At 29.2% G+C, this 19,546-nt stretch carries 18 protein-coding genes; 8 read left to right on the top strand and 10 right to left on the bottom strand.

Features of this window, described 5'->3' with window-relative positions:
- Positions 1-4 precede the first annotated feature (4 nt).
- Positions 5-3,100, bottom strand: a complete 3,096-nt coding sequence (locus N456_RS13520; protein WP_062058084.1) for a SusC/RagA family TonB-linked outer membrane protein — start codon at positions 3,098-3,100, stop codon at positions 5-7.
- A 304-nt stretch (positions 3,101-3,404) separates the two neighbouring features.
- Between N456_RS13520 and gcvT the strand changes: the two genes are divergently transcribed.
- The 3 genes from gcvT (at position 3,405) to N456_RS13505 (ending at position 5,850) form a co-directional block, all read left to right on the top strand.
- Positions 3,405-4,487 carry a glycine cleavage system aminomethyltransferase GcvT gene (gene gcvT, locus N456_RS13515; protein ID WP_062058081.1) on the top strand — a complete coding sequence of 361 codons (1,083 nt, stop codon included), beginning with the start codon at positions 3,405-3,407 and terminating at the stop codon, positions 4,485-4,487.
- A gap of 76 nt (positions 4,488-4,563) precedes the next feature.
- On the top strand, positions 4,564-5,379 hold the full coding sequence (locus N456_RS13510; protein WP_062058078.1) for a sugar nucleotide-binding protein: 816 nt from the start codon (positions 4,564-4,566) through the stop codon (positions 5,377-5,379).
- Between the two features lie 54 nt (positions 5,380-5,433).
- Complete coding sequence (locus tag N456_RS13505; protein ID WP_062058074.1) at positions 5,434-5,850, top strand: thiol-disulfide oxidoreductase DCC family protein; 417 nt, start codon at positions 5,434-5,436, stop codon at positions 5,848-5,850.
- 19 nt (positions 5,851-5,869) lie between these two features.
- Here the strand turns inward: N456_RS13505 and N456_RS24500 are convergent, their stop codons facing one another.
- Both N456_RS24500 and N456_RS13500 read right to left on the bottom strand, forming a co-directional pair.
- Entirely contained in the window at positions 5,870-6,043 is a 174-nt protein-coding gene (locus N456_RS24500) for a hypothetical protein (protein ID WP_158447891.1), read from the bottom strand.
- 133 nt (positions 6,044-6,176) lie between these two features.
- Positions 6,177-6,563 carry a hypothetical protein gene (locus N456_RS13500; RefSeq protein WP_148639326.1) on the bottom strand — a complete coding sequence of 129 codons (387 nt, stop codon included), beginning with the start codon at positions 6,561-6,563 and terminating at the stop codon, positions 6,177-6,179.
- A 319-nt stretch (positions 6,564-6,882) separates the two neighbouring features.
- Between N456_RS13500 and N456_RS13495 the strand changes: the two genes are divergently transcribed.
- Positions 6,883-7,728, top strand: a complete 846-nt coding sequence (locus tag N456_RS13495) for a M57 family metalloprotease (protein ID WP_082422532.1) — start codon at positions 6,883-6,885, stop codon at positions 7,726-7,728.
- A gap of 74 nt (positions 7,729-7,802) precedes the next feature.
- Here N456_RS13495 and N456_RS13490 read toward each other — a convergent pair whose 3' ends face one another.
- The 5 genes from N456_RS13490 to menA all read right to left on the bottom strand — a co-directional run bounded on the left by N456_RS13490 (position 7,803) and on the right by menA (position 12,720).
- Complete coding sequence (locus tag N456_RS13490; protein WP_062058066.1) at positions 7,803-8,918, bottom strand: AMP-binding protein; 1,116 nt, start codon at positions 8,916-8,918, stop codon at positions 7,803-7,805.
- A gap of 55 nt (positions 8,919-8,973) precedes the next feature.
- Positions 8,974-9,897 (bottom strand): CPBP family intramembrane glutamic endopeptidase, encoded by a 924-nt coding sequence (locus tag N456_RS13485; protein ID WP_062058063.1) that lies wholly within the window; start codon positions 9,895-9,897, stop codon positions 8,974-8,976.
- Positions 9,898-9,910: 13 nt separating this feature from the next.
- Entirely contained in the window at positions 9,911-10,951 is a 1,041-nt protein-coding gene (locus N456_RS13480) for an o-succinylbenzoate synthase (RefSeq protein WP_062058060.1), read from the bottom strand.
- Entirely contained in the window at positions 10,951-11,631 is a 681-nt protein-coding gene (locus tag N456_RS13475; RefSeq protein ID WP_062058057.1) for a metal-dependent hydrolase, read from the bottom strand. Before N456_RS13475 ends, N456_RS13480 begins: the two co-directional genes overlap by 1 nt.
- A 189-nt stretch (positions 11,632-11,820) precedes the next feature.
- Complete coding sequence (menA, locus tag N456_RS13470) at positions 11,821-12,720, bottom strand: 1,4-dihydroxy-2-naphthoate octaprenyltransferase (protein WP_062058053.1); 900 nt, start codon at positions 12,718-12,720, stop codon at positions 11,821-11,823.
- Positions 12,721-12,918: 198 nt separating this feature from the next.
- On the opposite strand from menA, the gene N456_RS13465 reads away from it, so the two are divergent.
- On the top strand, positions 12,919-14,619 hold the full coding sequence (locus N456_RS13465) for an alpha-amylase family glycosyl hydrolase (protein ID WP_062058050.1): 1,701 nt from the start codon (positions 12,919-12,921) through the stop codon (positions 14,617-14,619).
- An 893-nt stretch (positions 14,620-15,512) separates the two neighbouring features.
- Entirely contained in the window at positions 15,513-15,890 is a 378-nt protein-coding gene (locus tag N456_RS13455; RefSeq protein ID WP_062058045.1) for a hypothetical protein, read from the top strand.
- 89 nt (positions 15,891-15,979) lie between these two features.
- Here N456_RS13455 and N456_RS13450 read toward each other — a convergent pair whose 3' ends face one another.
- Positions 15,980-16,615 carry an outer membrane beta-barrel protein gene (locus N456_RS13450; protein WP_062058042.1) on the bottom strand — a complete coding sequence of 212 codons (636 nt, stop codon included), beginning with the start codon at positions 16,613-16,615 and terminating at the stop codon, positions 15,980-15,982.
- A 125-nt stretch (positions 16,616-16,740) separates the two neighbouring features.
- Positions 16,741-17,088, bottom strand: a complete 348-nt coding sequence (locus N456_RS13445) for a 4Fe-4S dicluster domain-containing protein (protein WP_062058038.1) — start codon at positions 17,086-17,088, stop codon at positions 16,741-16,743.
- A 66-nt stretch (positions 17,089-17,154) separates the two neighbouring features.
- On the opposite strand from N456_RS13445, the gene N456_RS13440 reads away from it, so the two are divergent.
- Together N456_RS13440 and serC are read left to right on the top strand one after the other, a co-directional pair.
- Entirely contained in the window at positions 17,155-18,216 is a 1,062-nt protein-coding gene (locus tag N456_RS13440; protein WP_062058035.1) for an acyl-CoA reductase, read from the top strand.
- A 229-nt stretch (positions 18,217-18,445) separates the two neighbouring features.
- On the top strand, positions 18,446-19,510 hold the full coding sequence (gene serC, locus N456_RS13435) for a 3-phosphoserine/phosphohydroxythreonine transaminase (RefSeq protein WP_062058032.1): 1,065 nt from the start codon (positions 18,446-18,448) through the stop codon (positions 19,508-19,510).
- Positions 19,511-19,546: the final 36 nt, after the last annotated feature.

Genomic DNA, 19,546 nt, shown 5'->3' with positions numbered 1-19,546 from the left:
TTATTTAAAATGTAATATCTAATCCTAAGAATAATGTGCTCGAAATTGGGATTTCTTGATTTAATCTGCCTTTAGATCCTGCTTCTGGATCTTTCTCTAATCGATCGTCTTTAATGTAGGTATACAAATTATTTCCTTTGATATACACACGTGCATTAGAAAGACCTAATTTTTGTATTGAAACAGTTGGTAAATCATAAGATAATGTGACTTCTCTTAATCGTATATAACTCCCATCATACACAAATCTACTAGATCGTTGAGAAGAACTTCCTGATTGTCTGTTTCCATATATAAAAGCGGGCACATCTGTAACATCTCCAGGTTTTTGCCACCGTCTTTCATAAGTTCCACGACTTACATTTCCTGTAGACGAAAGCTTTCTAGATCCATCACTATTAGTAAATGTACTCCAAGGATCATATACCAACCCTCCCCATGCTGTATAAAACTGAAAATCTAGTGTAACTCCTCTATATGAAAATGTATTTCTAAGACCTGCATAAAAATCAGGAGTGGCATTACCTATAATTACTTGTTTTGCTTCTTTATAATTAGACGTTACCTGAGTTCTACTATCATCTATATACCATAATGCTTTTCCATTTGTAGGATCAACTCCTGCATATTTAGGGAGGTAAAACGTTCTTATATCTTCTCCCTCTGTAATTATGCTAGTCGCTCTTATAATGGGTTTCCCTGTACTATTTAACTTTTTGATTTCATTCTTATTGGTCGAAAAATTAAAGTTTGTTGTCCAATTAACCCCTCTTTTACTAGAAACCACATTCCGTGTTGTAATATTGATTTCTATTCCTGTATTTTGCATAGAACCTATATTTTCTGCTATAGTATTCCCTCCATCTCCATTAGCTGCAGGAATGGGTTTTTCTCTTAAAAGATCTGTTGTTTTTCTGATATACCAATCAATACTACCATGTATCCTATTAGTAAAGAAGGCATAATCTAGACCAATATTAAATGCTTTATTTAACTCCCATTTAATATTAGGATTTCCTACGGATTCAAAAAACAATCCTGGATCTCCATCATAAGTATTAACTTTAAATAAATCAAATACTCCTGTTTCGGGGTCATTACCGTTTATCCCATAACTAGATCTTATTTTTAGAGTATTTATAAAACCTATTGAATTCATAAAAGATTCATTGGCAATATTCCATCCTAAGCCAAAGGACCAAAATATTCCATATTTATTACTATCGCTAAATTTCGAAGAACCATCACGACGTATTGATGCACTCATCAAATAGGTATTATCATATGAATATTCTGCATTAAGAAATATAGAATTTAGACCGTTTTGTTTCTTTTTAGTTTTTGCTACAGTAGGTGTACTACCATTAGCTAAATCTTCTAATCCGTCAGGAATATTCTCTACAGTAAGGTCACTAAATTTATTTCTGGTTTTTTGTAACTCATATCCTCCAAAAGCATTTAAACTACTCTTTTTCTTATCTATAGAATATCGCACTAAGTTTCTAAACAACCATGAAAATAAAAAATCAGAATCTTGCTCTCCTCTACCTGTAGGCATACCATCTCCAAACCCAGAAGGTAATCGTGTAAATTCATCTTGGAATGCTTGATTCATATTAATCAAAGATTCTAAAGAGAACTGTTCTGTTAATTTATATGATAATCCTGCTCCGGCTAATATTCTATAGGTACTATTTTTTCTGATCTCTTCTTTTGCTTGTGCAACTGGGTTATGAGTTGAGTTAAAGCTAAAATTAAATGTGCCATCCTTATTAAAAGGGGATATATCAGGGCGAATTCTATATATAGCTCGTACAGGATTCGCAAACTTACCTGCACCTGGTCGTACTTTAGCTATTGATTTGGTATATGCAATAGTAGCATCAAACTTTATCTTATCAGTAAACTCATGATCTATCTTTAGCCTAGTATTCATACGTTCTAACTGAGTATTCTTGATAATCCCTTCTTGATTAAAATATCCTCCTGAAAGATAGAATCTTGTCTTATCAGAACCTCCTTTTATAGAAATATTATGTTGTTGATATATCCCATTTTGAGTATTTAAATCATACCAATCAGTATTAATATTAGGGTTAAAACCTCTATCAACTAAATAATTAAGAGCATTTTTATTATTATTTTCAATACCAGCATTTAAAACTCCTTCTATTAATAATTCTTGTAACTCTGAAGTATTAAGGGGTTTAAAACGTTTTGCAATTGTGGAAGAAGAAAATCCTGATTGTGTACTATAAGATATTTGAGTTTTACCAGACACTCCTGATTTGGTTTCAATAACAATCACTCCATTAGCTCCTCTTACTCCATAAATCGAAGTAGCTGAAGCATCTTTTAGTACAGAGATTGCTTTAATATCATTTGGATTAAGCGAAGTAATAACTTTTCCATCTGTAGTTTGAAAGCCATCTATTACATATAATGGAAATGCAGATTCGAATGAGCCAATACCACGTATTCTTACATCTGGAGATGCTCCTGGTTGCCCACTATTAGAAGCTACTTGTACTCCTGCTATATTTCCTTGAAGGCTTTCTTGTAGATCTGCTCTTGGTACTGCTGTAATTACTTTTAATTTCAAATTTTGAGCTGCTCCTGTTAATCTTTCCTTTTTTTGAGTTCCGTAACCTGTTATAATAACCTCTTCTAAAGTATTAATATCTTCTTTTAAGACTAGATTTATAGTTGTAGTATTAGAAATTATAATTTCTTTGGTTTCAAAACCAACATATGAAAAAACTAAAACATCTCCTTGGCTTGCTTTTATTTCATAATTCCCATCAAAATCTGTCAAAGAGCCTATATTAGAGTTTTTAACTAATACAGTAACTCCAGGTAAAACAGAACCATCTTCACTTTTAATATTACCTCTAATAGAATTTTGTACCAGATTATCCAATGATAGAAAGAGTTCTTTTGATAATCTTTTATTATTAGACTTAATATACAAACTTTTCTTTTTGTTAGTATTAATAACTACATCAAGGTTTTTTTCTGTTTTAAAAGTTATATTATTACATATATCAAAAGGAAATAATTTATAGGTTATAATAAAAATAAGAAAAGAGTAATATTTCATAATGATTTGTGAATGTAATTATTACAATACAATAATTAAAATAAACAATATGCATTACAGCAAATATTATGATTTTGTTGTACTATTATTGTTATGTAAAAATACTGATATACCTATATTAAATTAGTGAGTGGCAAATATCATAATATTATTTGATAATTGGAAGTAATCAAACTTGATATCGTATGTATTATTGTGAATCTATAGGCTTATTTTCTTCTTTTATTATACAAAAGCATTGTATACCAGAATAAAGTTTTTTACATTCGGCATCAATTTGATAACACTTATAAATATCTCATTTATGCAAAATACTGCTCTAACCGAAACTCACACCTCTTTGGGAGCCAAAATGGTTCCTTTTGCAGGATTTAATATGCCTGTGTCTTACGAAGGTGTTAATATAGAACATGAAACAGTCCGAAAAGGTGTTGGTGTTTTTGATGTATCGCACATGGGTGAATTCCTTATAACAGGTGCTAATGCATTGGATCTTATACAAAAGGTTACCTCTAATGACGCTTCTAAATTAATAAATGGAAAAGCACAATATAGTTATTTACCAAATGATAAAGGAGGAATTGTAGATGACTTAATTGTTTATAAAATTGAAGATGAGAAGTATCTTCTGGTTGTAAATGCATCTAATATACAAAAGGATTGGGACTGGATCAGTAGTCACAATACAATGAATGCAGACATGCGCGATTTATCCGCAGAATATTCTCTATTAGCTATTCAAGGTCCTAAAGCTTCGGCTGCGATGCAATCATTAACTTCTGTTGATTTAGAAGCTATGAAATTTTACACTTTTGAAGTCTCTGATTTTGCAGGTATAGATAATGTCATTATTTCTGCAACAGGATATACAGGTAGTGGTGGTTTTGAGATTTACTGCAAAAATTCTGAAGTACAACAAATTTGGAATAACGTACTCAAAGCTGGAGCAGCATACGATATTAAACCAGTTGGCTTAGCAGCTAGAGACACATTACGTTTAGAGATGGGATATTGCCTTTATGGTAATGACATAAATGATACTACTTCTCCGATTGAAGCTGGGTTAGGATGGGTTACTAAGTTTTCAAAAGATTTTATTAACGCAGAAGCTTTAGCAAAAGAAAAAGAGCGTGGTATAGAACGAAAATTGATAGGTTTTGAATTAGATGAACGAGGTATTCCCCGTCATGATTATGATATAGTGGATGGTAACGGCAATACTATAGGAGTTGTAACATCAGGTACAATGTCTCCTTCTTTAGGAAAAGGAATTGGATTAGGATATGTTCCTGCTATTTTTGCAAAACCCGGAAGTAAAATAAATATACAGGTTCGTAAAAAGGCTGTTCCTGCAACTGTCATAAAATTGCCTTTCTATAAAGGATAGTTTTACAATAAAAATAGTATCATTAAGTTTCAGTATTATCATCGTACTGAAACTTAACTTTTTTATATAATTAATTTTGAAAAAAATTTTAATCATAGGAGCGAGTGGCTTTATAGGTAATGCACTATATAAAGAACTTAATTCATATTTTGATACCTATGGAACATATTGTACTGATAATACCTTCTTTGAAAAAAATCAAAAATTTTTTCAATATGATATGCAATTGGAAGATATTTCTATTCTATTAGATAATTTAAAACCTACTATTATAATTACAGCACTTAGAGGTAATTTTAATTCTCAATTAGATGCACATCACCGAGTAATACAATGGATTCAAAAACATAAATGTAGACTTATTTTTATCTCTAGTGCAAATGTATTTGATTCTTTTAGTAATTATCCATCATATGAATATGATAAAACATTTAGCGATAGTGTTTTTGGGAGATTTAAAATCAAAATTGAAAATGCATTGATGAGACTCCCTACAAATAAATATGTTATAGCTCGAGTACCAATGATATACGGTGCTGCAACTCCCAGATTGCAAGAAATTAAAAACCTCTATAACCTTAAAGTTCCTATCGAAGTTTTCCCTAATGTAATTATCAATATAACATCTATATTAAAACTAACACAACAGCTACACTATATCATTAATAGAAATAAAAAAGGGATTTTTCATTTAGGAAGTACTGATTTAATTTATCATATGGATTTAATAAAAGAGATTTGCGATACTTTAGAACTAGATGATCCTATTTTAAAACAGGTTTATGATTCTAATAATGATCGTTATTTAGCCGTTTTACCTAAGGATAATAAACTACCTAAAAATCTGCAGATCACAACGCAAGAAGTCATTAATTCTGTAATAGCAAAATAATTCTTTTATCACACTCTTTATTTACATATCATAATTCATTATTATCTTTGTATTATGATTGAAGAAGGAAAAAAAATTATACTGTTTGATGGTGTTTGTAATTTATGTAATAGTGCCATTAATTTTATCATTAGACATGATAAAAAAGATATTTTCAGATATGCTTCATTGCAAAGTAAAATTGGTCAAAAACTAATTTCTGAAAGAAATATAGATTCCTCAAAATTAGATTCTATAGTATTGATAGACCCAAAAATTGCATATTTTTATAAATCAACAGCCGCTCTGCATATTGCAAAACAGCTGTCTGGCATGTATCCCTTACTTTCTGTTTTCTTAATTTTTCCTGTTTTTTTCAGAGATTGGATTTACGATATTATTGCTAAAAATAGATACAAATGGTTTGGTAAAAAAGAAAGCTGTATGATACCAACTCCAGAACTTAAAACTCTTTTTATTGATCAACCCTAAGTGAATCTTTTTTTGCTCTTCATTTTGTTTTTGGAACAATCATTAAAGAACCATTAGATTGTTTTTCTATGTTATGTTTTTTTCTTAATTTATTTGATTGAGCATCTAGTTTATTAACATTATCGATGTGAACAATCCCTAGACATATCACAGCAAAAGAAATAAGTGCTATAGGTAATATAAATTGTTTCATAATAGTGAGTGTGTTTTGTGCGATATCAAAGGTATTGATAAGAACAATACACTATCAGGGGATTTTAACTAAAACTTATAGGGGGTTTTTCCCCTATACTATTACAGAGTTAGCATACACATAAAAAAGACTATCAACGTTCAAATATATATCTAAAACCATCAATTGGTTCTTCATCAATTATAAACTTACTAGTAGTAACACGCTTAAAATAACTTATAATCATATCATTGATTACTAATTCTTCTTTATCTTCTTTTTTAACCATTTTATAGGTATAAGTTCCTGGTGATAATAGACCATATTGGTTGTCTAGGTCTTTATTCGTAATTTTTACAGTTTTATTAGCTTCATTAAAATCCCAAGTAATAATACCTTTTTTAAAATCTTTATTAATACCTACAAATCCTCCTGAAATATTTGTTAAGTTCCATACTCCTTCTAGATTAGATGAGATCAGAACAGTATCATCATCTCCACTACAACTTAAAATTGTAAATAAAACTAATATGTAAACCAAATGCCTCATGTCTTTATATTAATAGTTAATATGGTAAGTAGATGCTATAATACTAATAATAGTTGCGTCAAAAACACCTAATATATAGTTAAATCATCCTTTTCACCTATTTTATAGTTTTAATAAATAAAACTTGAAGAGATTTATTCACCAATCTTCATCTCATCATTAGAAAAACAACGTAAAAACTAATTGTAATATTTCATTATGATAATAGGTTGAATTAATACTATAAAATATTTTTAAAAAAAAGGTTACAACACGCCTTTTTATCAATCTTACTTATACCAAACTTATATATTCACACAAAATTATTATTATGAGAAAATCATTCTTAAATGTCATTAGAATTTCCTCGTTATTGATTTTAACTTTCGTCACTTCTTTTTGTGAAAAAAATCTTCAATCAAGCAGTACACAAGAAGCATCTATACTACATAAAGTTAAAGTTTTTGGGTTAAATGAAGGCAATATCAGTATTACTAATAAAACGATACAGGTCGACGATATGATTTTTGATAAAAATCAGTTATTATCGACTATCAAAAATATCGAAAACATGAAAGGGTTTGAAAAAAAGGAATATAAGGCTTTGTATTTGGTAAAAAAACCTATAATACATGTATATGGAGATAATCTTATTCCTTTTGTTGAAGATGGATTAAATTTTGCTATTAATGAATATAATACTTTAGACCTCAATATAAAGTTTAAAAGAGTTTATAATCCTTCAATAGCAGATATTACTGTATATATGAAATCAGGGATTAATGGTTTAGGACAAGCTCAATTTCCTGATGGCTATGGAAACCCTGGAAGTATAATCCAAATAAATACTGATGTTTTAAATAAGTCAGGCACATCCAACAACCTTATTAAATCACTGATATTACATGAATTAGGACACACCATAGGTCTAAGACACTCTGATTGGAAAAACAGAAAAAGCTGCATTACTTTTGGGGAAGAAGACTCTAGAAAAGATTGGAATGTTAACACTAATACCAATCTTAATTCTGATACTGCAAACTATGGAACATATTACATATGGAAAACTCCGACCTCTACTGATGATGATTCATTTATGAGAGCATGTATAGATGGAAGAACTCCTAGATTTACTGGTGATGATGTTGCTACTTTAAATCAACTATACGGACAGTAGGATAAGTACTCTTTATTGAGTGAATTATGCTACAGAATAGTTATTAATTTGATGGTACATGATTTATAAAAAAACTAATGTGTAGAACTCATAGCTAGTTCTAATGTTTTAATTCTCTGTATTTTACCATTGTCCGTAACGATAAATTGAGGTAAGAAATAAATTTCTTTAGGAATTTCATATTTATCCAAAGTTGCTAAACTATGTATACCTTCATTAAGAGTTAAAGCTGCAGTTTCATCATAGTCTCGTTCGATAATCAAAATTACTTTATCTCCAAGAGCATCATCTGGAATACTAGTAATAAAAAAGCGATGTCCTATCAATAATTGTAATTTAATTTCTATCTCTTCTGGATACAGTTTGATCCCCCCACTATTAATCACATTATCATAGCGACCTTTCCATATAAATTTTTTGTAAGTCTTAAGCTCTACAACATCATTTGTAATAATCGTTTCATCGTTTAATTGAGGTGCTTTAATAACTAAACAATTCCTACTATCTACACTTAATGTTATATTGGGTAATGCTTTAAAATAACGAGCATCTTTTTTATCTTTCTTTTTTGGGTTTATTCTTCTGGCAGCAATATGAGATACTGTTTCTGTCATCCCATAAGTTTCAAAAATTTTGGTTTTAAAGCCTTGCACCATTTCTTTCAAATTTTCAGAAACCGCTCCTCCTCCTACTATCAATTTTTTGATTAAATGAAGTCTATTTAGAGAATTGTCTAATTGTAAAGGTACCATTGCACAAAAATCATATTGCTTATACACTGTATCTAAAGGGTTCGTCTTAGGAGGCACTAAATCTATTTTCCAACCTAACACCATAGCTCTTACAAGCATCATTTTTCCTGCAATATAATTAGCTGGCACGCATAAAAGTGCTGTAGTATTTTCGTCTAACTTAAAGAATTTTCCTGTAGCTATTGCACTATTAATCATGTGTTTCTTAAACACTTTTATTTTTTTTGGTTTACCTGTAGAACCAGAAGTTTGTACTACTATATAATCTTTTTCATCTACCCAATCTAATAAAAAACTCCCTGCTTCTTGTTCATACACTTCCCCTTCCTTAATGAAATTATAGGCAAAATATTTTACTCCTTCTTTATCCAAAGTGTTCTTGTTTATAGAAAAACTTTGGTGTATTTCGGGAATAGAAAATGTATTAGTAGTTTGCATATTCAAATTTCAATTTTCTATCATATTCATAGGTTATCCATATGTAAAGACTCTATTATTCTTTTGTTATCTCTTTCTTATTTTCATGAATCACTATAGTTCCAAAAAGTTTTTTATTCCATTCAACCCATTGATATTTTTTTGCTAAAATGAATAGAAAAATAGGAAAAATAACAAATACTGGTATTAATATTTCATACCCTGCACTTGGGTCTGAAACGTCAATAAATATAGAGTTGGTTTGAAGTGCTGTCCAATCTGCTGTTACCAAAAGTACCGTTATTAAGTTATTAGCTGCATGAAAACCAAGAGCTAATTCCATTCCCTCATCCATTAAAGTAAGTATTCCTAAAAAAAAACCAGTACCTATATAATATACCATAAGTAGTGGTCCTAATTTTTCAACCTCAGGATTTGCCGCATGCATTACCCCAAAAAGTATTGATGTCACAACCAAAGGAAGCCACTTATTCTTAATCGCTAATCCTAGTCCTTGCATAAGATATCCTCTAAATAAATATTCTTCAAAACTCGTCTGTATAGGAACTAATATTAGCGCTATAATTGCAAGAATCAAAAATGGAATAGGTTTAAAATTAATTTGATAATTCTCAGGAGTTACAAAATAACCTATTAGTGTAGAGATTATAATAAATGAAGCCATTAAAGAAAATACAAAAAATACACGTCCCCAATCTATTTTTTTTCTACTAGTGGTCAGGGATAAAAGGCTCTGTTTATGTATATAACGTACCCAAAACAGCAACCCTGCTAATAAAAAAACAAAAAGCGCCATATTTTCTGCAAAAACACGGTTCTTTCCTTTATTTAGAATTTCTTCCTTCATAAGCGCACTAACATCAATTTCTAATGTTTTTATTAGTAAATAATTAGCTAGCATTAATCCAATAAACATTATTGGAATTGGCAAGTACTTCCACATTCCTAATTTTCCTTGTTTCCCTTGTATAATATACATCTATATCTTTATATTAATTTAAATAATCAACTACCCATTCTTGTTTTGAATCATATATTAAGCTTCCTTGTCTAACTAGTAAAGGAGAATCATAATTATTAGTATACAATCCTCCTGTCCCCAAACCTTGAGGCATTTCATTTTGTAATGTATAGGTGTATTGTGCAATAGCGTTCAAACCTACATTACTCTCTAATGCACTAGTAATCCACCATCCTATATCTAATGATTCTGCAATATCAATCCATTCTTTAGTTCCCTTAAAACCTCCTATTAAACTTGGTTTTAAAATTATAAATTGTGGTTGTATGGTTTGTAGTAATTTTTTCTTATCCGTTACATTAAAAACACCTATTAACTCTTCATCTAATGCTATAGGCAGTGGAGTGTTTTTACATAATTTTGTCATTTCTACGTATTGACCTTGTCGTATGGGTTGTTCTATGCTATGCAAGTCATAGGCAGAAAGACTTTTTAATTTAGATATTGCATCTTCAGAAGTAAAAGCACCATTAGCATCAACTCTTAATTCGACAATATCAGAAGAGAACTGAGACCTTATATAAGATAATAATTCTAATTCTGTTTTAAAATCAATAGCTCCAATTTTCATTTTTATACAATTGAAACCTTCATTTAATTTATCTGCTATTTGTACTCTCATAAATTCTTTATCTCCCATCCATATCAATCCATTAATTGCAATACTTTTTTTGCCCTCAGTAAAATTAGATGGAAACAATAAAAAAGGAGAAACGCTATCCAAAGATTTAAATGCCATTTCTACTCCAAATTGAATACTAGGAAATGCTATAAGTTCATCCCATAATTTATCAACTCCTAAATGTATATTCTCACAAGTCCATTTTAATTTTTCTTCATAATCTGGGCGATCATCTATGCTTAATGTTCTAAGAATACCACATTCTCCTATTCCTTTCTTATCTTGATCAAAAATTACAATAAACCATGTTTCTTTAGTTTTTAATACTCCTCTAGAGGTACCACTTGGTCTTTTAAATTTTAAAATATGCTTATAATATTTGGCATTCATTATATTATTATATTTTGACCTATTTCTAATAATATAAGATCTTTACCCTTATCAAGAAATTTTTGTTTAGCCTCATTATGATCAATTTCAATATACCCAAAAGTATCATAATGTACTCCTAATACTTTATTACATACTACAAAATCACTTGCTATAATAGCATCATCGACTCCCATTGTAAAGTTATCACCTATAGGTAAAATAGCAAGATCTATAGTATTTCTTAATGGTATTAGTTTCATATCCATTGTTAATGCTGTATCTCCTGCAATATAGATAGTTTTATCATCTCCTTCAATAATAAATCCTCCTGGTTGACCTCCATAAGTTCCATCAGCAAAACTACTGGTGTGTATCGCATTGACATATTTTACTTTTCCAAATTTAAAATCCCAAGCTCCTCCATGATTCATTGGATGTACTTCTATACCTAGATTCTGATAATGCATAGCTATTTCATAATTAGAAACAAGTATTGCTTTATTATTTTTGGCTATAGCTTCTGCATCAAGAACATGATCTTGATGTGCATGAGTAAGTAAAATATAATCTGCTTTAATAGTATCTATAGTTATTTTATCCTTTGATAAAGGGTTTCCTGAAATGAAAGGATCTACCAAAACATAAACACCTCTAGTTTCAATTAACAAAGTATTATGTCCGTAAAAAGTAATTTTCATGTTAAAATATAATTTAGGAGTTAATCATTAAACAAAAATAAGGTGCAATAAAGATATACAATTCAAAAAAAAATAAAACATCTATTATAAAAGTCAATATTCAATTCTTTCTATATATTTATAACATAGTACTTATCTAATCATTTTTTTTATAATATCATCCGATCTAGAAAATAATAGTGTCCTAAACTATAATACCTGACCAATACAAAATAAAATAGATAATAAAAATGTGGTTAAAGCTACTTTTTTAAGTTCTGGATCTAATAATTCAGGAATATTAATTTTAAGAACGTTTCTAATATGTAAAACTAACGGTATATATGCTACTAAAAACAATAAATTTATAGGGCTTTTATATGTAAAAAAAAGATAAACCAGCATGGATGTCATAGCGATTATCAATAGAGAAAAATGATATATTCTAGCTTTAAGAATTCCTAATTTTACCACAAGCGTATTCTTTCCTGAATTTTTATCATTATTATGATCTCTCATGTTATTAAGGTTTAATACCGTAGCACTTAGCAATCCTATTGTTATTGCTGGAAAAAAAACAATGAAATCTAATTTCTTTGTAAACAAAAAGTAACATCCTATAACGCTAACTAATCCAAAAAATATAAATACGAATATATCTCCTAATCCTCGATATCCATAAGCAGAGCTACCCATAGTATATTTAATTGCCGCAATAATAGCTGCTAAACCTAAGATAAAGAATGCTACAGAATATAAAAAATACTCTCTTCCAAAAGAAGTATATATTAAAGCTATTGCAAATAGCAATGTTAATACTGCTGTAAATACAATCCCTATAAACATTTCTTTTTTAGAAATAATTCCGCTTTGTAAAGCTCGTTGTGGCCCTACTCTATCCTCATTATCTGTTCCTTTTACTCCATCACCATAATCATTAGCAAAATTAGATAAAATTTGTAAACCTAAAGTAGTTACAATAGCCAACCAAAAAATAGTTGTTGTTAAAAAATCTTGATAACCCTGAGCTGATCCAACCAATATTCCTGAAACAGATAAAGGTAATGTACGCAAACGTGCTGCAGAAATCCAAGCTCTAAATTTAATCATTTGTATAATTTTGACCTCAAAGGAACATTATTTTTACAAAAGAATAAAAAAATAAGTGCATCAATTCTTTATTGTTAAGTTATAGTAGAAATAAAAGTAATTTTATAGTAGGATTATTTTTACAGATTTAGGAATTTCTTATACTTCTATTAAGAAGACTTTTTATAGATTTACTCTATTTAAAATCTTTAGATTTTTATGAAAAGTGCTCTTAAAACCTATATGCTTTTACTCATATTCATAACGATTTCATGCAAAAATGAATCAAAAACAGATCAAGAGAACTTACATGAATATAATAGTAAAAAGCCAAGTACTATAGATGATAGCCTATTTACTTGGGAAGCGGCTAATCTATATTTTTTACTAATCGATAGATTCAAAAATGGAGATCCTAATAATGATATTGTTTTAGGTAGAACTAAAAAAACACCGAAATTAAAAGGTTTTGAAGGCGGAGATATAAAAGGTATTATTCAGAAAATAGAAGATGGATATTTTAAAAAATTAGGTGTAAATGCTATAGGCTTTAATCCTGTAGTAGAACAAATACACGAAAACATAAAAGAAGGAACAGAAAACACCTATGCTTTTCATGGATATTGGATCAAAGACTGGACAAAAGTAGATCCTAATTTTGGTACTTATAATGATTTTAAACAATTGATAGAAACTGCTCATAATAATGGCATCCGAATTATTATGGATGTTGTAATGAATCATACGGGTCCAGTAACAAGTAAAGACCCCGTTTGGCCGGATAGTTGGGTGCGAACTTCTCAAGAATGCAATCAAAAAGATTATACCAATACTATTTCTTGCTCTTTAGGAAAAAAATTACCTGATATAAAAACCGAAAGTAATGAAAATGTAGCTCTCCCAAAAATACTACTTGATAAATGGAAGTCTGAAGAGAGATTAGAAATTGAGCTTGCAGAAATTGATACTTTTTTTAACAAAACAAGACTAAAAAGGTCTCCAAAAAATTATATCATTAAATGGCTAACAGATTATATAAGAGAACTAGGAATCGATGGATATAGAATAAAGAATGTAAAACATGTTGAAGAAAGTAGCTGGAATACTCTTGCTGAACAATCAAAATTGGCTTTTATAGAATGGAAATCAAAAAACGCTGATAAAGTACTTGATGATAATGAATTTTATATTCTCGGTGAACTATATGGATATAGTATTAAGAATAAACGATATTATAATTTTGAAGATCGTAAAATAGATTATTTTGCTTACGGTATTGACAGTATGGTTAATTTTCAGTTTAAATATGATGCCACACAATATGATTATGAAAAATTATTTAGCAAATATAGTACGGTTTTATATACAAATTTAATCGGTAAAAGTGTTGTAAATTATATAAGTTACCATAATGATAGAGCTCTTTTTGATAAAAACCGGAGCAAAGCGTATGAGTCTGCTATCAAACTAATATTGACTCCTGGTATATCACAAATATACTATGGAAATGAAGTCGGTAGGCTTTTAGATAGTAAAGAAGCAAAAGAGCCTCCTACCCTAATATCTAATATGGATTGGAACACATCGCATAATAATGACACTAAACTTTTATTAAGTCATTGGCAAAAATTAGGAGTTTTTAGAAAGAATCACATTTCTATAGGAGCTGGAAGACATCAAATACTATCAGAAAAACCATATATATTTTCAAGAGAATATGATCGAAATGGAATTTTTGATAAAGTAATCATAGGATTAAACCTTCCCAAGGGAAAAAAAAGCATTAAGGTTAAACCTATTTTTTCTGAGGGTACTATATTAATAGATCAATATTCAGGTAGCGAAACCAAAGTACATAATGATTCCATAACTATCAGTTCTGATTATGAAATTGTATTATTAGCTAATAAAGATAACTAGCATTCTTTTTATAGGAATCATAAATCACAACTACTTTTTATATCTAAAATAACCCTATACGCACCTATAAACTAAGTGTATACTATGACAGTTTGCATTTTTAGGTTATAAAAGTAAGTATCAAATAGTAAACAAAATGAAATTACAGTATTATATTAGAAGAACTTACCTCCTTAATATTAAGGAGGTAAGTGTTGGGGAAAACAAAAAAAGTAAGGGAAAAATTGTAATTGGAATACTTTTCAAAGATAAAGAGGTTTTGGGCATATGCGGTTACGGTTTTACCTCAAACTTTAGCCGGAATACTATCAAAAACATACCTAACACACTATAAACAGCTGAAAAACAAATAATTATTATTAAAAACACATAATTGTTAAATTATGCTAAATACAATCCAAAACTACTATATCTTAATACCTAAAAAATCCAAAAACCCTTATAAACAGGGGTGATTTTATGTCTTTTAAAAAAAATATTACTAACATTCACTAAAAGAAATAAAACAGCTTCTTTTAGTAAAATAAGTCATTTTATAATACTTTTTTCATGATCTATTGAGGAAATATCCCCATATTTATCTCATTATATACTCTATAATTTCTTTAATTATTTTAATTTTTCTGTAATATTCATGTATAAATGGTCATTGTAAAATATTTTTATTCCCCTTCTTATTTATCTATTAATATTTTATAGCATCTTATTAAAATCAAAATAGAAACAATACTTTTAACAAGTGCTAAATAAATGTCTTAAAGTCTTTAGTTTTACTTAAATTTGGAATCATTCTTTTTTTATAAAAATAAATAACCTTAATTGATTTTTAATAATTCAAGAAAAAATTAAATTTGCAATAATTACAAGTTAATCATCCATATAATATTACCCTTTTGGAAAATAAAAAAGCAATAAAATTAGTCGATAAAATTCTGGAAGATCTGGAAAAAACAGGTATCAATACAGATATATTAATTGAAGATATCAAAACATTAAGATCTTATGCTCTAGAAGAGCAAATCCCCCTAGTTGTTAAAGTTCTTAGGTATACTTATGAACATATAGAAAAAAACAATTCGTTTCTTATACCTATCCCTGATGATGAACCTATAGATGATGAGGAGAATACAGAGTTAACAACTAACAATGAAGTTGCTGTAGATCCTATAGAAAGCCTTAAATATTTAATTTCGCTTACAAAAAGCTTAAAAAATAGAATGAATATATCTGATTTAAAAGAGTATCGAGATGCTTTAATGGAATACAAATAGAATAATTTAAGTGTATATATTCCGCTTATAAAAAAATCCTGCTATACTACAGCAGGATTTTTTTTAGTAAAGTATATTTGATACGTTTATTACCTTCGAGAATCGTATATCCTAAATCGAATACCTACTCGCGCATATATATCAAAAAATTTACTATCAATATTATTAATATTATCTACAAAATCATTCATAACTCCAACTTCTGCCATTATATCAAACATTTCTCCTATCATCTGAGAAAAACCAGCACCGTATACTCCTCCTACAATTAACTTTTCGTAGGCATCTCCTTTTAACTCTACCTCTCCTACTTCAAATTTTGTATTCACTCTAAAAGAAGGACCTACATTAACAAAACCTCGAAATCTATCTTTTCCTTCACCCGTTAAATACCTAAATTTTGGAGTAAAACCTATTTGTAATGTTTTGATATCTACTTTAGAATTACTCCCAAAAGTCTGATCACCAACGCTAAACACTTTTCCCTCATCTATTTTACTAGTACGTTGTAAAAGATCTACAGAAAAAACAATACTTGTTCTTGCTCTAACTCCTAAAACATAACCATATCCAGCATTCACAAAAAAACCAGCTCCTCCGGTAGTTTCAACATTATCAAGATTTAGTTTAGAAAAAGTAGCCCCTGCTGAGACTTCCCAGCGATATTGCCCATAAGATGCAATAGAAAGTATTGCAAAAAGAATAAAAAACACATTTTTTTTCATCATTCAATAGTTTAAATTTGAGGTTGTATGTAAAGCGAAAATACTAAATTTTAAAAAAGGAGCATAAAAAAGACCGCCTTTTCAAGCAGTCTCTATTTTATATTACATATAGTATTACTATCCTACTATTTATGCATAAAAGCTTGCTTTTCTAATAAAAATTCTTCTGTTTCCACAATATCTTCATCAGGGACACAACAATCTACAGGACATACAGCTGCACATTGTGGTTCTTCATGAAAACCTTTACACTCAGTACATTTATCTGGTACAATATAATATACTTCATCACTAATAGGCTCCTGAGCCTCATCTGCATTTGCTTCTTTACCTCCAGGAAGAATCACTCCTCCCTCTAAATCTGTACCATCTGAATATCTCCAATCATCAGCACCCTCATAAATAGCAGTATTTGGACATTCTGGTTCACAAGCACCACAGTTTATACATTCATCGGTTATTATAATTGCCATAGCTCTTTTTTATTCTAAATTTGCGGTACAAAAATAACTCCTAAACTAGTGATAAACAAATAAGAAATGTTATTAAATGATCGTATTAAAGCTTTTTCTAAATTAGGAAAGTTCCTGAGCCAATTCAAAAACACTGGTTATGAGAAAGTTAACACTATAGAATATACTGATGATTTTTTTGATAAAATGATTCAAAAGATGAGTACTGCAGTACATTATAATGGTTGGTTTACAGAAGAAAATGTAATTTTTTCAATACAACAATGGAGCAATGCTCTTACTGAAAAAAACCTAATTGATTGGTTATCTCCATATTCATTAGAAAAAACTCAAGCCAAAACTATTGGTATCATTATGGCAGGAAATATCCCTTTAGTCGGGTTTCATGATTTTTTGTCTGTATTAATTTCTGGGCATTTTGTTTTGATAAAACAATCTTCTGATGATAACCAATTGTTACCATTTTTAGCTTCATATCTAATAGCTATAGAACCTCGATTTAAGAATCGAATTACATTTACTTCAGAAAGATTTAAAAACTTTGATGCAATAATTGCTACAGGTAGTAATAACACTTCTAGATATTTTGAATATTATTTTGGTAAAGTGCCCAATATTATTCGCAAAAATAGAAACTCTATTGCTGTATTAACAGGAAATGAGACTACAGAGCAACTTGAAGCTCTAGGAGAAGATATTTTTAGATATTACGGTTTAGGATGTAGAAGTGTATCCAAGATAATGATACCTAAAGATTATAATTTCGAATCATTTTTTAAAGCTATGTACCCCTATCATGATATTATGAATAGTGCAAAATATGCTAATAATTATGATTATAATAAAGCTGTATATCTAATGAGTAATTATAAACTGTTAGAAAACGGTTTTTTAATACTTAAAGAAGATCAAAGCTACGCTTCTCCAATTGCCTCACTATTTTATGAAACGTATGATTCTATAACTACTCTGTCTGAAAAATTAGAAAGTGACAAAGAAAAAATTCAATGTATTGTTGGAGATCTTTTTATACCAGAATGTATTGAATTTGGTCAAACTCAAAACCCTCAACTTTCAGATTATGCAGATGGTATAGACATTATTAAGTTTTTAGCAAAAATTAATTAAATATTTTATCATTTTGACAATATATTTGTATGAGATTATTAGCACCTTTGTGTTGTCTTTCTTTCACTTTTTATAAAGGAAGAAAACAATAAAGTATATTATTATATTTAACAATAAAACTACTGATGAAACTTACATGATTAAGATGGCTTATAACATAAGTATATGAGATTAGTTTTAATTATTAAAGATTCCATGAGAGCATTAAAAAACAATAAATAGTAGCACAATGAAAAAGCATAATTTTAGCGCTGGACCTTGTATTTTACCGCAAGAGGTATTTAAAGAAGCATCACAAGCAATATTAGATTTTAACAACTCTGGACTTTCTATTCTAGAAATCTCACATCGTAGTAAAGATTTTGTTGATGTTATGGAAGAAGCTCGCACCCTAGCTTTAGAATTATTAGGGCTTGAAGGCAAAGGATATAAAGCTTTATTTCTTCAAGGAGGTGCTAGTTCTCAATTTTTAATGGTTGCTTATAATTTATTACAAACTAAAGCAGGATATTTAAATACAGGTGCTTGGAGTGATAAAGCTATCAAGGAAGCTAAATTTTTTGGAGAAGTAATCGAAGTTGCTTCTTCTAAAGATGCTAATTTTAATTTTATCCCTAAAGATCTTGATATCCCTAAAGGTTTAGATTACTTACATCTTACTAGCAATAATACAATTTATGGAACACAATTAAAAAACTTTCCTTCTACCACTACTAACTTAGTATGTGACATGAGTAGTGATATATTTTCTAGACAATTAGATTTTTCAAAATTTAGTTTGATCTATGCTGGAGCTCAAAAAAATATGGGACCTGCAGGTACTACTCTTGTCGTTATAAAAGAAGATATCCTAGGTAAAATAGAACGACAAATTCCTTCTATGTTAGATTATCAAGTTCATATCAATAAAGCAAGTATGTTTAATACTCCTCCTGTTTTTCCAGTTTATACTTCTATGCTAACATTAAGATGGCTAAAAAAGTATGGCGGAATTACTGCTATAGAAGAATTGAATGAAAAAAAGGCTAATCTTATTTATTCTGAAATTGATCTAAATCCTCTATTCAAAGGATTTGCTGCTAAAGAAGACCGTTCTAATATGAATGCTACTTTTACTTTAGTTAATGAAGATCTTAAAGAAACTTTTGATGCTATGTGGAAAGAGGCAGGTATTAATGGAATTAATGGTCACCGCAGTGTTGGAGGATATAGAGCCAGTATGTATAATGCATTAAGCTTAGAAAGTGTTGCAACTCTTGTAGATGTAATGAGTGATTTAGAACGAAAAGCATAACTCCATAGAGGATTTAAAATTAAAACTTAAGATTTA

The organism is Aquimarina longa SW024, assembly GCF_001401755.1.
GTDB classification, from domain to species: Bacteria; Bacteroidota; Bacteroidia; order Flavobacteriales; family Flavobacteriaceae; genus Aquimarina; species Aquimarina longa.
The sequence above is the reverse complement of the archived record's forward strand: the minus strand, read 5'-3'. Positions and strand labels throughout refer to the sequence as shown.